Source organism: Bradyrhizobium sp. Kon56, assembly GCF_055807635.1.
Map to the genome: position 1 here is coordinate 158,694 of NZ_JBVVOU010000011.1, position 13,048 is coordinate 171,741.

The window sequence follows — 13,048 nt, forward strand, 5'->3', positions numbered from 1 at the left end:
GTCGTCGCTCCCTAAGTCTTCAGGTGTTCGGTACCGTGTTGGCGAAGGTCGTCATGTCGCCCTTCGGCCGCTTGTCGGTGATGGCCTGGCCCTCGATCATGTAGAACACGGTCTCGGCGATGTTGGTGGCGTGGTCGCCGATCCGCTCGATGTTCTTGGCGCAGAACATCAGATGGATGCAGAACGAGATGTTGCGCGGATCCTCCATCATGTAGGTGAGGAGCTCGCGGAACAGCGAGGTGCAGATGGCGTCGACCTCCTCGTCGCCCTTCCAGACCGCCATCGCCGCCGGCAGATCATGCGCGGCATAGGCGTCCAGCACCGACTTGACCTGCTGCTGCACGAGGTCGGTCATGTGCTCGAGGCCGCGGAACAGCTTGAGCGGATGGAAGTCCGTCTCCAGCGCCGCGACGCGCTTGCCCATGTTCTTGGCGAGGTCGCCGATGCGCTCGAGATCGGTCGCGACGCGCATGGCGCCGACGATCTCGCGCAGATCGACCGCCATCGGCTGGCGGCGGGCGATGGTGAGCACCGCACGCTCCTCGATGCGCTTCTGCAGCGCGTCGAGCTCGGTGTCGATGGCGACGACGCGCTGGCCGAGCGGGACGTCGCGGCGGATCAGCGCGTCGACGGACTCGACGATCATGCGCTCGGCGATGCCGCCCATCTCGGCGACCAGGCGAGTGAGTTCCTGGAGGTCGGTGTCGAAAGCCTTTGCGGTATGTTCAGAACCCATGTCGCGTCTCCTAGCCGAACCGGCCGGTGATGTAATCCTGCGTGCGCCGATCTGACGGCGACGTGAAGATCTTGCTGGTGTCGTCGAACTCTATCAGCTCGCCGAGATACATGAAGGCGGTCTTGTCGGAGACGCGCGCCGCCTGTTGCATGTTGTGGGTGACGATAGCGATCGTGTAATCCTCGGACAGCTCCTGGATCAGCTCCTCGACCTTGGCGGTCGAGATCGGGTCGAGCGCCGAACAGGGTTCGTCGAACAGGATCACCTCGGGCCGCACCGCGACGGTGCGGGCGATGCAGAGGCGCTGCTGCTGGCCGCCGGAGAGCGACAGGCCGGAGGCGTTGAGCTTGTCCTTGACCTCGTTCCACAGCGCGCCGCCGCGCAGCGCCTTCTCGACGCGGCCGTCCATCTCGGACTTCGAGATCTTCTCATAGAGACGGATGCCGAACGCGATGTTCTCGTAGATCGTCATCGGGAACGGCGTCGGCTTCTGGAACACCATGCCGACGCGGGCGCGCAGCAAATTGAGGTCCAGCCTGGGGTCGAGGATGTTGGTCTGATCGAGCATCAGCTGACCGGTGGCGCGCTGGCCGGGATAGAGGTCGTACATCCGGTTGAAGATGCGCAGCAGGGTCGACTTGCCGCAGCCCGACGGTCCGATGAACGCCGTAACGCGGTTGGCGCCGAGCGTCAGGTTGATGTTCTTCAGCGCATGGTGCTCGCCGTAATAGAAGTTCAGGTTACGCACGGTCACCTTCGGGGGCGCCTCGGGCAGCACCGCCGCGTGCGGCAGTCCACCGGACGCGCTCATCGACACGGAAAGATCACTCATTTTGCGGTCCTCTCGGCGCCAAGGATGCGCGCGAAAATATTAAGGGCAAGAACGGTCAGGGTGATGAGCAGCGCCCCGCTCCAGGCCAACTGCTTCCAATAGGCATAGGGGCTCTGCACGAAGTTGTTGATGGTCACAGGCAGGTTCGCCATCGTCTTGTTCAGGCCGAGGCTGAAGAACTGGTTCGATAGCGCGGTGAACAGCAGCGGCGCGGTTTCACCGGCGACGCGAGCGGTCGCGAGCAGCACGCCGGTGATGAGACCCGATCGGGCAGCCCGATAAGCGATCCGCTTGATCACCAGCGAACGCGGCAGGCCGAGCGCCGAGGCCGCCTCGCGCAACGCGTTCGGCACCAGCAGCAGCATGTCCTCGGTCGTGCGCAGCACCACCGGGATCACGATGACCGCGAGGGCGAGCGAGCCTGCGATCGCCGAGAAGCCGCGCATCGGCACCACCACGGCGCCGTAGATGAACAGGCCGATGATGATCGAGGGCGCCGAGAGCAGGATGTCGTTGATGAAGCGGATCACCGAGGTCAGCCGGTCGTTGCGGCCGTATTCGGCGAGATAGGTGCCGGCGAACATGCCGAGCGGCGCGCCGATGCCGACGCCGATCACGGTCATGATCAGCGAGCCGACGATGGCGTTGAGCAGACCGCCCTCGTTCGATCCCGGTGGCGGCGTGTTCTCGGTGAACAGCTGGACATTGAGTCCCGCCAGCCCGTTGTAGAGCAGCGTGATCAGGATCAGCGCGAGCCAGGTGACGCCGAAGGCGGTTGCGGCGATGCAGAGCCCGCGGACGACGATGTCCTTGCGGCGTCGGCGTGAATAGATCGGATTCATGGCGCTAATTCCCCGCCTTCTTTTCCAGCCGCATCAGCATCAGCCGCGCCGCTGCGAGCACGAAGAAGGTCAGAACGAACAGCAGGAGGCCGAGCAGGATCAGGCCGGATTGGTGCAGGCCGTCGCTCTCGGCGAACTCGGATGCGATCGCCGCCGAGATCGTGGTGCCCGGCGCAAAGATCGATGACGAGATCCGGAACGAGTTGCCGATGATGAAGGTCACCGCCATGGTCTCGCCGAGCGCGCGGCCCAGCGCCAGCATGATGCCGCCGATGACGCCGACCCGGGTGTAGGGGATCACCACGCTGCGGACGACTTCCCATGTGGTGCAGCCGACGCCGTAGGCGGCTTCCTTCAGGACCGGAGGCACCGTCTTGAACACGTCGACCGAGATCGAGGTGATGAAGGGCAGCACCATGATGGCAAGGATCAGCGCGGCATTGAACAGGCTGAGATAGGACGGGGGACCTGCGAAGATCGCGCCCAGCACGGGAACGCCGTCGAAGATCTTGATCATGAAGGGCTGGAACGTGTTGGCCAGGAACGGACCCAACACGAAGAAGCCCCACATGCCGTAGATGATCGAGGGAATACCGGCGAGCAGCTCGATTGCCATGCCGATCGGGCGGCGCAGCCATTGCGGGCAGAGCTCGGTGAGGAAGATCGCAATGCCGAGACCCACGGGAATGGCGATCAGCATCGCGATGAAGGAGGTGACGAGCGTGCCGTACATCGGCCCGAGCGCGCCGAGCACCGGCGGATCTGCGGAGGGCGCCCAGCGCTGCGTCCACAGGAAGGAGACGCCGTATTCTTTCATCGCCGGGAAAGCGCCGACGATCAGCGAAATGATGATGCCGCCGAGGATCAGAAGCACCGAGATCGCGGAGAGCCGCGTAATCCAGTAGAAGGTAACGTCGCCGAGCTTGAACGCGCTCAAGGCCTTGGCGCGGTCATACGGTCCGGCGTCGTCGATTACATCGCTCTGAACGGCCATCTCTGCCACGCCGATCCCCTGTACCAAATAGTATACGTTTTTTGTTGGTCCGTGCCCCGGATGTAGCGCAGCGCATCCGGGGCACGAGCGTCGCGAACCTAGCTCTTGATGTCGGCAGCCCAGGTCTTCTCGATCAGCTGAACGACCGGATCCGGCATCGGGATGTAGTCGAGCTCTTCAGCCGCCTTGCCGCCGCTCTTGAAGGCCCAGCGGAAGAACTTGATGGCTTCCTGCGAGGCCGCCTTGTCGGTGGCGTCCTTGTGCATGAGGATGAAGGTCGCCGCCGTGATCGGCCAGGATTTCTCGCCGGGCTGGTCGGTCAGGATGACGTAGTAGCCGGGAGCCTTGGCCCAGTCGGCGTTGGAGGCGGCCGCCTGGAAGGCTTCGACGGTGGGCTGCACAGGCTTGCCGGCCTTGTTGATGAGACCGGTGTAGGTCAGCTTGTTCTGCTTGGCATAGGCGTACTCGACATAGCCAATCGAGTTCTTGGTCTGGCTGATGTTGCCGGACACGCCTTCATTGCCCTTGGCGCCGACGCCGACCGGCCACTCGACCGCGGTACCCTCACCGACCTTGCTCTTCCAATCCGCGCTGGCCTTGGCGAGGTAGTTGGTGAAGTTGAAGGTGGTGCCCGAACCGTCCGAACGGCGGACCACGGTGATGGCCTCCGAGGGCAGCTTCACGTTCGGGTTGAGCTTCTTGATCGCGGCGTCGTCCCATTTGGTGATCTTGCCGAGATAGATGCTGGCCAGCGTCTCGCCGTCGAACACCAGTTCACCGGGCTTCACGCCCTCGATGTTGACGACGGGCACGATGGCACCCATCACCATCGGCCACTGGACGAGGCCGTCCTTCTCGAGCTGCTCGGCCTTGAGCGGCGCATCGCTGGCGCCGAAGGTCACGGTCTTGGCCTGGATCTGCTTAATGCCGCCGCCGGAGCCGATCGACTGGTAGTTCAGACCGTTGCCGGTCTCCTTCTTGTAGGCGTCGGCCCATTTGGAATAGATCGGGAACGGGAACGTCGCGCCGGCTCCGGTGATGTCGGCAGCAAAGGCCGCCGTCGTCGATGCGGCGACCATGCCAGCAGCGACGAGTGTTTTGAGGAAATTCATGCTGGTCTCCATACAGGGGAGCGAAGCGCCATCCGCGCCCGATCGCGCTCCCCGTGCCGCCCCTTTAGGAGCGGACAGCTGAGCTTTTACGAAGGTTTGGTGACAGTCGGATGACAGTGTTAAGCAGCTGAAATCGCTGGAATTTAGCTCAGAGCCGCAGGCTTGCCCTGGGGAAAACAGGCGGTGAAAGTGGCGCCCTGTTTGGGCACGCTTTCGATCAAAAGCCGGCCGCGATGACGGTTAAGAATATGTTTCACCAGCGACAATCCCAGGCCGGTGCCGCCCTGCGAGCGGCTGTCGCCGACATCGACCCGGTAGAAGCGCTCGGTCAGCCGCGGCAGGTGCTCCGGCGCGATGCCGGGGCCGAAATCCCGGACCAGCACCCGGATTTCCTGAGTTCCATCAGGGGCCGCGCCTGATATCAGCGACACGATAATGCGTCCACCGGAGGCGCCGTATTTGAGCGCGTTCTCGATCAAATTCTCGAACAGGCGGAGCAACTCCTCGCGGTCCCCCGCGATCAGCACCGGGGTCTCGGGCAGCTGGGTCTCGACCTCGACCTGGCGTTCCCGCGCCAGCGGCTCGAGCCCATCGGCGACCTGCAAGATGATCGGCAGCAGGTCGACCAGGGTGTCGGGCCGCACATGGGCCGACAGCTCCACCCGCGACAGCGACAAGAGATCGTCGATCAGGCGCGCCATCCGGGTGGCTTGGTTGTGCATGATGCCGAGGAAGCGCTCGCGCGCCTTGGGATCGTCCTTGGCCTGGCCCTGGAGCGTGTCGATGAAGCCGGACAGCGCGGCCAGCGGCGTGCGCAGCTCGTGGCTGGCATTGGCGACGAAATCGGCCCGCATTTCCTCGACCCGGCGCAGCGGCGTCTGGTCGTGAAAGGTCATCAGCATGCATTTGTCGGCGCCGCCAAAGGTGGTCGGCACCGGCACCGGCGTGATGGTCAGCTCCATCCAGCGATCGACCGGGACATGGTCGAGATAGGTCGCGCGCCGCGGCTCGGTGGTCGCGATCGACTCGCGCAGCGCCGTGATGATCTCGGGCGAGCGCAGCGCGAACTGGGCGAGCTCATTCCGGCGCAGTGCCGGCGCGAGCTGGGCGGCTGCGGCGTTGAGATGGATGACGCGGCCGGCGCGGTCGAGCAGCACCGCGGGATCGGGCATGCCGGCGACCACTGCGGCGACCGCCGCGCTCTCGACCGGGTTGACGCGGCGGGTCTCTTCGCGCGAGGCGGCGGTATCGTGCAGGCGCCACGGGATCAGCGCTGCGGCCGCGATGCAGAGGAACACCGCAATCGCATGCAGCGCCGATAATTCCCCCAGCGAGACCACCACGGATAGCGCGAGCGCCGCGGCGATCAGGATGACGGTCGAGTGCCGCAGCCGGTCGGACCAGGGCGGGGAGGAGGGAGAAGTTGGGGCGTCGATCGCCATCGGGGCGGGCTTCTCCAAAAGGCCTTGCGCCGGTCAGGCGCCGCTGTCGCTGCGCTTTCTCACGTAAGCGGCTTCAGGCGCGGGGCCGGGGTCGAGCTTGAGCGCAGCCTGCTGCAGGCGCTTCGATCGTGCGCCGATGATAACTTCGCGAAACGTCAGCAAGATTACAGATATGACAAAAGGGGACAGATAATAGAGGACGCGGAACAGCAGCATCCCGCCCAGCAGCTCCTCGCGGTCCATCTGCCAGAGCCCGACCAGCATCGCCGCGTCGAACACGCCAAGGCCTCCGGGCGAATGGCTGGCAAAGCCGAGCAGCGTGGCCGAGACGAAGATCACCGCGACCACCACGAAACCGAGATTGGGCTCGTCAGGGACCAGCACGTACATCGCGAGCGCGCAGAAGCCGAGATCGATGATGCCGATCGCGATCTGGAGCAGCGTCAGCGGGCCGCCCGGCAGCATCACGGTCCAGGGCCCGCGGCCGACCATGCGCGGCTGGGTCCAGACCCAGACCACGTAAGCGACCAGTCCGACGATGATCATCATCGCCAGCATCCGGTTCAGCCAGGGCGGAAGCATGTCGATCGAGGCCGCGGCTTCCGGATGATAGGAGATGCCGAGGCCCAGCACCGCGGCATTGCCGAGCCAGAAGGTCAGGCCGGCGAGGAAGCAGATCTTTGCGACGTCGATCGCGTTCAGGCCATAGGCGGAATAGATGCGGTAGCGCACCGCGCCGCCGGTGAAGACGCTGGCGCCGACATTGTGGCCGATCGAATAGCTGGTGAAGGCAGCGAGCGCGTTAATCCGATAGGGCACGTGGGGATGGCCGATCGCGCGCACGGCGAACAGGTCGTAGAAGGTCAGCGTGAAATAGCCCGCAGCGACGAACAGCGCCGCCATCGCGATCTGGCTCGGCTCGGTGCTCTTGATCGCTTCGAGGACTTCGTTGACATCGATGCCGCGCAGCATGTGGTAGAGCACATAGCAAGCGATGCCGATGACCGCGACGCTGATCACAACTCCAAGCTTATGCAGGATTTGCTTCTGGCGCAGAAACGACATCGCCCTGCGTATGGCTTCCAGCATCTAAACCTCGAACAACGCTTCAGCGGCCAGGGTGGCCGGCGAACAGGCGGACGACACGCAGGCACCCGACGAATCCTCGCCGGCGGCTCCGGCATCGCGCATGCCCCCTGCCCCTCCACTAGCGCGTTTTGGGGCGGAGTGGAATTCGACAATTCGAACAAAAAGTCGTGGCTTCAAGGTTTTAGGCAGGTTGCGGGCTCCTGATGCACGGTTTGGCGCTTTCGGCGGCAAGCCTGACGCGAATCTCCATGGCCATCCTGGCGCAGACGCCATGAAGTTTTGATGATTTCGGCCGTACAATGTTCCGTCACGGCTTAAGTCGAAATCAATCTATGGGCGGGATTTCGCTGTTGAAAGAGGGTCGCGCCGCGCGCGGCCGCTGCGGCGCGCACGATTACGTGGCCGACGGCTCGCGCTCGATCATCCGGTTGCACTGCGACATCACAGACGTCATTGCGGCCGCCCGCCAGCGGCCGCGATGAGCACGTCGTTCGGAGGTAGCGTTCTGCTCAGGCCGCAAGCTGCGGGCGCACTGCCTCGATGCCCGCGATCCAGCCGGCGACGGAGCGCCCGATCGCCTCGGGGTGATCCTCCTGGAGGAAATGCAGGCCGGCGCCGAGACGAACCAGCGCGCAGTGCTTCAGGGAGGCTGCAAACCGTTCGGCAAATTCCGGTGAGACCAGAGCTCCGGGCTCGCCGGTGAACAGGAGCTTTGGATAGAACGACGCGGCCAGCGCTGCATGCGCGGACTGCAGAGCCTGATAAACGTCAGCGGGCTCGCCTGCGATCGGCAGTTCGCGCGGAAGTGCAAGAACGGGCCGGCGGCTCTCTGGTGTTGGAAACGGCGCGCGATAGGGCGCCATCTCGTCATCGCTGAGCTTGCGGACCATGCCGCCGGGTAGCACGCGCTCGACGAAGGCATTCGCCTCGAGGATCATCGCCTCGCCCTCGCCCGGCGTCCTGAATTTACGGAAGGCCGCCCGCGCCGCCTCGGCATGCTCCTGCTCTGCGGCAACCTCGGTGTCGTGGAAGTCCTGCCAGGTCGGCATCGGACGGATGAACTCCATGAAGGCGAGCCCGCGCACGAAATCCGGCCGGCGCGCCGCAAGATGAAATGCGAGCGCTGTGCCCCAATCCTGCGCAATGAGATAGGCCGACGTAATGCCGCGCTGTTCGATGAAGGCATCGAGATAGCGGACGTGATCGAAGAAGCGGTACGCGATGTCGGGCTTGTCGGACTGACCGAAGCCGATGTTGTCGGGCGCGAGGCAATGCGCGACCGGTGACACCAACGGCATGATGTTGCGCCAGATGTGCGAGGACGTCGGATTGCCGTGCAGGAAGAGCGCGACCGGCGCGTTCTGCGCGCCTGCCTCACGATAGGCCATGCTGCTTCCGAGGACGGACGCTTTGCGAATCTTGATGTCGATCTGCTTGGTCATGTCAGCTCCTTGAACACGGTTTGGAATGCGATGCTCTTGAAACGTTCGAGCGCTTTGGGACTGCGGTCGACCTTCATGCGCAGGATCGCGCCCTGCCAGGACGCGAGCAGGAAGTCTGCGAGCTCCTCGGGCTCGAAATCGGATGCGATCTCGCCGCGGGTCTGCGCCTCGGCGATGCAGGCGGCGAACGGCACGCGCCATTCGGCAAAGATGTCGGCGAGGCGCACGCGCAGCATCTCGCTGCTGCCGGTCGCTTCCAGACTGAGATCGCCGATCAGGCAGCCGCGACCAAAGCCGTCGGCTTCCAGCCTGCCCGTGATGATGTCGAGGTAGCGCTTGAGCCGTGCGCGGGGGCTCAGCGAGACATCCTGCAATGCCTCCGCGACCAAGCTCCTGGTGAGATCGAAATAGCGGTCGAGCACCTCGGAGGCGAACGCTTCCTTGGAGCGGAAATGATTGGTGAAGGACCCCTGCGGCGCGCCCGCAGCAGTGGTGACGTCGCGCACGCTGGTGCCGTGATAGCCGGTCCGAAACATGACCTTCAGGCCGGCGTCGAGAATGGCGTCTTTGAGCGAGGGCTTTGGCATGGCGAAGTAATACGCACGTACGTATTAATGTCAAACGCCCCGCCCTTGCCCTTGAAACCTGATGGCGGAGCAAGTGATGAGCGCGATAGCGGGCGCGCGTTTGCCTCTCAGCTCAGCCGCTCAGGCCGGCGGCATGCTGCGTGCGACCACCCGATCGCGCAGCCAGGCGCCGATGGCGGCGCCGACGAGGTAGCAGCCGAACATGGTCAGGCCGAGGTCGAGCCAGTAGCCGAAGCGACCGGGGACCACATGCGCGAACGAGGCCGCGACCAGGCCGGCAACAAGCACGGCGAGCCAGCGCGCGGTCACCTTCGAGGTGCCGTTGCCGCGCTGGACCACCGAGATCCAGCCCATGCAGAAGCCGAGCAGCAGCGAGCCGATCAGCCAGCCCAGATGGAACGAGACGAGATAGGGCATCGTCACCTCACCAGAAATTCGATGCGGCGGTTCTGCGCCTTGGCGTCTTCGCTGTCATTGCCGGCGACTGGCTGCGTGCTGCCGTAGCCGACCGCGGTGAACCGGTTGGCAGGCAGGCCGGCCTTGACCAGATAGTCGATCACCGCCTGCGCGCGCTTCTCCGAGAGTGCCTGGTTGAAGGAATCCTCGCCGTCGGCATCGGTATGCCCGGCGACCTCGATATTGGTGGTGGGGCATCGCAATGCCGTCTCGATCAGATGATCGAGAATGCCGGCGGAATCCGGATCGATCTCGGCGCGCTTCGCCCCGAAGCGAATCTTGGCCTTGGCCAAGAGCTCGGAGAACAATTGCTGGCACACGGTGCCGTCGACCGGCCCGGCCGCGGGCTTCACCGTGATCTCCGGCTTGTACTGCCAGTTTTTCGGAAAATCCTTGCCGAGGCCTGCGCGGATGTCGTTGGCGGCACCTTCATAGAGCGCATCGCCCGACAGCTTCACCTCGCGGTCGGACACGACGAGAGTGCCGGTCGACAGTCGCGACAGCGCGCCGAGCGCTGCGACCACGGCGGGGCTGAACGAGCCGGGCGCGCCGACGCTGGCCTTGAGATTGTCGACGACCTTTTCGTTGAAGAATTTCCGCGACGCACTGGTGGCGATGGCCGCGTGGACATTGTTGTCGGGAACATAGCCGGTCAGCGTCACCGTCGCGGCCACCGGATCCTTGTAAGCCTGGAACACGTAAGGCGGCGCCTTGACGTCGTTGGCGGCGATCGAAAAGCCCTCGGGCAGGTTTTTAAGTGCCGCTGCGACCGCTTCGCGGCCGCCGAGATCGCGCGCCATCCCCGACAGAGTGACTTTGGTGTCTGTGATCGTGATCTTGCCGTCCTTGAGCTTGCCGATCTGGTCGAGCAGCAGCATCGCAGCCGCCTCGAACCGCGGCGGTGCGCCGCGGGCCAAACCCATCTGATCGGCCACCTCGGTGCCGCCGACCTCCTTGCGGGCCGCCTCGGTCAGGCGGCCCTTCATCGACGGCAGGGGCGCAGAGCCTGACAGCGTCACCCGCACCACGTCGCGCTCGGCGTTCCAGACGAAGGGCTTTGCCTCGGGCACGAGGCGGGTCCGGTCGTCGACCAGGCGCACGCCGGGGACGGTCTCGACCGCCACAACGGCGTCGCGGCGCCCCTCCTCAGAAAACGCGTCCGCAGCCAGGCTGACGTCGCGGCCATCCACCGCGATCCGGGTCTTGTCCAGAACGGTATCCTTTAGCGCCGCCGAGCTGCGGGCGGAAAGGTCCGCCTCGACCGGCAAAGTGTTATTCCAGGCCGCAAATCCCCACATGACGGCCAGGGGGATCAGCCCCGGCCACCATTTGCTGGCCCACCTGAAAAGCTTGTGCATTCGACGACCCGAACTCTGGAACCGGAGACAAAACAAACCCTTGGCAGGCTGTCAAACCGGAAATGACGCCCTTCCGAAGGCCGGGCCTGGACAATTGGAATAACTTTTTCTTCAAGGGTTCTTCCGTAAGTTGAAAGCGGAATGCCAAAGTCCGCCAGCGGGTCATGAAACAACTCCGTAACAACGTCATCCGCGCCGGGCTGGAAGCACTCTATTTCAGCGGCGCCCACCACCTGTTGCGTCCGCTTTTGTCGGGCGTCGGCGCCATATTCATGCTGCATCACGTGCGGCCGGCCCGCGGCGCGGCGTTCCAGCCGAACCGGCATCTCGAAGTCACCCCCGAATTCCTGCGTGCCACACTGCGCCACCTGCGCGCGCGCGAGATCGACATCGTCAGCATGGACGAGCTGCATGAGCGGCTGGTGCGGCGCCGGTTCGACCGCCGCTTCGCCGCCTTCACGCTCGACGATGGCTATCGCGACAATCTCGATTTTGCGCTGCCAGTTCTGCGCGAATTTGACGCGCCCTTGGCGGTCTACGTCGCCAGCGATTTCGCGGAGGGGACGGGCCGGCTGTGGTGGGAGGCGCTGGAGGCCGTAATCGCCAAGACCGAGCAGATCGAGGTGACGATCGGCAATGCCGCGCTGCGGCTCGATGCGACGACGCCAGCCGCCAAGCAGGTGGCGTTCGATCGCCTGCACGACTGGTTGCGCGCACTGCCCGGCGAGCACGATCTCAAGCGCGAGATCGAGGCGCTCTGCACGAAGTACGGCGTCGACATGGCCGCGCTGTGCCGCAGCCTCTGCCTGTCCTGGGACGAGGTGAAGACATTTGCCGCCGATCCCCTGGTCACGATCGGCGCGCATTCCGTCAGCCATTGCAATCTCGCCAAGCAAAGCGAAGCGATCGCCACGCAGGAGATGGCCGTGAGCCGCGCGCGGATCGAGCAGGCGCTCGGCCGCAACGTTCAACATCTGGCCTATCCCTATGGCGATCGCGAGGCGGCGGGCGAGCGTGAATTCGTGCTCGCTGCATCCGCCGGCTTCAAGACCGCGGTGACGACGCGACCCGGCATGCTGTTCGCCGAAAACGCCGGCCGCATGACGGCGCTGCCACGGGTCTCGCTCAATGGCAATTACCAGGACACGCGGATTCTGCCGGTGCTGACCTCGGGCGCCGCGACCGCGATGTGGAACGGCTTCCGCAGGATCGCGGCGGCTTAAATCTCTCCGTCTTGGCTGCCCGAACTCAGACGTCGTCATGGCGAAAGCCAGGACGACGATGCGGCGCTGTCCTTGACTCCCCTCCCTACCCCGCTCAAAACGTCGCCAAACACCAGGGGAGGCACCATGTTCAACGATCTGTTCTCGCTCAAAGGCCGCGTCGCGCTGGTGACCGGTGGTTCGCGCGGCATCGGCAAGATGATCGCGGCGGGATTTCTCAGCGCGGGAGCCGCGAAGGTCTACATCACCGCGCGCAAGGCAGGACCTTGCGAGGCCACCGCGAGAGAGCTGTCAGGCCGATATGACGGTGAGTGCATCGCGCTGCCGATCGACATCTCGACCGTCGACGGCTGCGACAGGCTCGCTGGCGAAATCATCAAGCTGGAGCCGAAGCTCAACATCCTCGTCAACAATGCAGGGGCTGCCTGGGGCGCGGAGTTCGACGAATTCCCCGAAAGCGGCTGGGACAAGGTGATGGACCTCAACGTCAAGTCGCTGTTCTTCCTGACCAAGGCGCTGGCCAAGCCGCTGCGCGCGGCGGCTTCGCATGAGCGGCCCGCCAAGGTCATCAACATCGCCTCGGTTGACGGCATTTTCGTCAATCCCGGCGAGACCTACTCCTATGCCGCGAGCAAGGCCGCGGTGATCCATTTGACGCGGCGCATGGCGACGAAACTGATCAAGGACAACGTCAACGTCACCGCAATCGCGCCCGGCGCGTTCAAGTCCGACATGAACCGGGCTGCGCGCGACCATTCGGACGAGGTCGCCAAGCGCATTCCGGCGCGGCGGATCGGAACCGACGAGGACATGGCCGGCGTGGCGATCTATCTCGCCTCGCGCGCGGGTGACTACGTGGTCGGCAACACCATCGCGGTGGATGGCGGCGTGGTGTACGCGAACGCGGGGCTAGAGATCGCGGGGTAGGCGGGGGC

At 64.6% G+C, this 13,048-nt stretch carries 14 protein-coding genes; 3 read left to right on the top strand and 11 right to left on the bottom strand.

From position 1 onward, the window contains the following. Nucleotides 1-19: 19 nt before the first annotated feature. From phoU to AC0L3B_RS19745, 7 genes are all read right to left on the bottom strand, one after another. Nucleotides 20-736 carry a phosphate signaling complex protein PhoU gene (gene phoU, locus AC0L3B_RS19715; RefSeq protein WP_018456067.1) on the bottom strand — a complete coding sequence of 239 codons (717 nt, stop codon included), beginning with the start codon at nt 734-736 and terminating at the stop codon, nt 20-22. 10 nt (nt 737-746) lie between these two features. Further along, nucleotides 747-1,568, bottom strand: coding sequence for a phosphate ABC transporter ATP-binding protein PstB (gene pstB, locus AC0L3B_RS19720; protein ID WP_085349683.1), 822 nt, complete (start codon nt 1,566-1,568; stop codon nt 747-749). After that, on the bottom strand, nt 1,565-2,410 hold the full coding sequence (gene pstA, locus AC0L3B_RS19725) for a phosphate ABC transporter permease PstA (protein WP_018456065.1): 846 nt from the start codon (nt 2,408-2,410) through the stop codon (nt 1,565-1,567). The genes pstB and pstA overlap by 4 nt, the downstream gene beginning before the upstream one ends. A gap of 4 nt (nt 2,411-2,414) precedes the next feature. Further along, a complete protein-coding gene (gene pstC, locus AC0L3B_RS19730; RefSeq protein ID WP_018456064.1) occupies nt 2,415-3,404 on the bottom strand; it encodes a phosphate ABC transporter permease subunit PstC in 990 nt (329 codons plus the stop codon). 98 nt (nt 3,405-3,502) lie between these two features. Next, complete coding sequence (pstS, locus tag AC0L3B_RS19735; RefSeq protein ID WP_085358361.1) at nt 3,503-4,516, bottom strand: phosphate ABC transporter substrate-binding protein PstS; 1,014 nt, start codon at nt 4,514-4,516, stop codon at nt 3,503-3,505. 143 nt (nt 4,517-4,659) lie between these two features. Continuing rightward, nucleotides 4,660-5,958 carry an ATP-binding protein gene (locus tag AC0L3B_RS19740; protein WP_018456062.1) on the bottom strand — a complete coding sequence of 433 codons (1,299 nt, stop codon included), beginning with the start codon at nt 5,956-5,958 and terminating at the stop codon, nt 4,660-4,662. Nucleotides 5,959-5,991: 33 nt separating this feature from the next. After that, entirely contained in the window at nt 5,992-7,047 is a 1,056-nt protein-coding gene (locus AC0L3B_RS19745; protein WP_018456061.1) for a putative bifunctional lysylphosphatidylglycerol flippase/synthetase, read from the bottom strand. A 350-nt stretch (nt 7,048-7,397) separates the two neighbouring features. On the opposite strand from AC0L3B_RS19745, the gene AC0L3B_RS19750 reads away from it, so the two are divergent. Beyond that, nucleotides 7,398-7,529, top strand: coding sequence for a hypothetical protein (locus AC0L3B_RS19750; RefSeq protein WP_256467754.1), 132 nt, complete (start codon nt 7,398-7,400; stop codon nt 7,527-7,529). A gap of 27 nt (nt 7,530-7,556) precedes the next feature. On the opposite strand, the gene AC0L3B_RS19755 is transcribed toward AC0L3B_RS19750, so the two are convergent. From AC0L3B_RS19755 to AC0L3B_RS19770, 4 genes are all read right to left on the bottom strand, one after another. After that, complete coding sequence (locus AC0L3B_RS19755; RefSeq protein ID WP_473380925.1) at nt 7,557-8,489, bottom strand: haloalkane dehalogenase; 933 nt, start codon at nt 8,487-8,489, stop codon at nt 7,557-7,559. Further along, complete coding sequence (locus tag AC0L3B_RS19760) at nt 8,486-9,076, bottom strand: TetR/AcrR family transcriptional regulator (protein WP_473380926.1); 591 nt, start codon at nt 9,074-9,076, stop codon at nt 8,486-8,488. Before AC0L3B_RS19760 ends, AC0L3B_RS19755 begins: the two co-directional genes overlap by 4 nt. 120 nt (nt 9,077-9,196) lie before the next feature. Continuing rightward, nucleotides 9,197-9,493 (bottom strand): hypothetical protein, encoded by a 297-nt coding sequence (locus AC0L3B_RS19765; protein WP_085384937.1) that lies wholly within the window; start codon nt 9,491-9,493, stop codon nt 9,197-9,199. A 2-nt stretch (nt 9,494-9,495) separates the two neighbouring features. Further along, on the bottom strand, nt 9,496-10,890 hold the full coding sequence (locus AC0L3B_RS19770; protein WP_473380927.1) for an OmpA family protein: 1,395 nt from the start codon (nt 10,888-10,890) through the stop codon (nt 9,496-9,498). A 164-nt stretch (nt 10,891-11,054) separates the two neighbouring features. Between AC0L3B_RS19770 and AC0L3B_RS19775 the strand changes: the two genes are divergently transcribed. Together AC0L3B_RS19775 and AC0L3B_RS19780 are read left to right on the top strand one after the other, a co-directional pair. Further along, entirely contained in the window at nt 11,055-12,113 is a 1,059-nt protein-coding gene (locus AC0L3B_RS19775; protein WP_085349676.1) for a polysaccharide deacetylase family protein, read from the top strand. 126 nt (nt 12,114-12,239) lie between these two features. Next, nucleotides 12,240-13,040 (top strand): SDR family oxidoreductase, encoded by an 801-nt coding sequence (locus tag AC0L3B_RS19780; RefSeq protein ID WP_377828489.1) that lies wholly within the window; start codon nt 12,240-12,242, stop codon nt 13,038-13,040. Nucleotides 13,041-13,048: the final 8 nt, after the last annotated feature.

Bases quoted from the DNA above. Each gene is read 5' to 3' on its own strand.
- pstC (WP_018456064.1), bottom strand. From the start codon at position 3,404: ATGGCCGTTCAGAGCGATGTAATCGACGACGCCGGACCGTATGACCGC.
- phoU (WP_018456067.1), bottom strand. From the start codon at position 736: ATGGGTTCTGAACATACCGCAAAGGCTTTCGACACCGACCTCCAGGAA.
- AC0L3B_RS19740 (WP_018456062.1), bottom strand. From the start codon at position 5,958: ATGGCGATCGACGCCCCAACTTCTCCCTCCTCCCCGCCCTGGTCCGAC.
- pstB (WP_085349683.1), bottom strand. From the start codon at position 1,568: ATGAGTGATCTTTCCGTGTCGATGAGCGCGTCCGGTGGACTGCCGCAC.
- AC0L3B_RS19770 (WP_473380927.1), bottom strand. From the start codon at position 10,890: ATGCACAAGCTTTTCAGGTGGGCCAGCAAATGGTGGCCGGGGCTGATC.
- AC0L3B_RS19765 (WP_085384937.1), bottom strand. From the start codon at position 9,493: ATGCCCTATCTCGTCTCGTTCCATCTGGGCTGGCTGATCGGCTCGCTG.
- AC0L3B_RS19780 (WP_377828489.1), top strand. From the start codon at position 12,240: ATGTTCAACGATCTGTTCTCGCTCAAAGGCCGCGTCGCGCTGGTGACC.
- pstA (WP_018456065.1), bottom strand. From the start codon at position 2,410: ATGAATCCGATCTATTCACGCCGACGCCGCAAGGACATCGTCGTCCGC.
- AC0L3B_RS19745 (WP_018456061.1), bottom strand. From the start codon at position 7,047: ATGCTGGAAGCCATACGCAGGGCGATGTCGTTTCTGCGCCAGAAGCAA.
- AC0L3B_RS19760 (WP_473380926.1), bottom strand. From the start codon at position 9,076: ATGCCAAAGCCCTCGCTCAAAGACGCCATTCTCGACGCCGGCCTGAAG.
- pstS (WP_085358361.1), bottom strand. From the start codon at position 4,516: ATGAATTTCCTCAAAACACTCGTCGCTGCTGGCATGGTCGCCGCATCG.
- AC0L3B_RS19755 (WP_473380925.1), bottom strand. From the start codon at position 8,489: ATGACCAAGCAGATCGACATCAAGATTCGCAAAGCGTCCGTCCTCGGA.
- AC0L3B_RS19775 (WP_085349676.1), top strand. From the start codon at position 11,055: ATGAAACAACTCCGTAACAACGTCATCCGCGCCGGGCTGGAAGCACTC.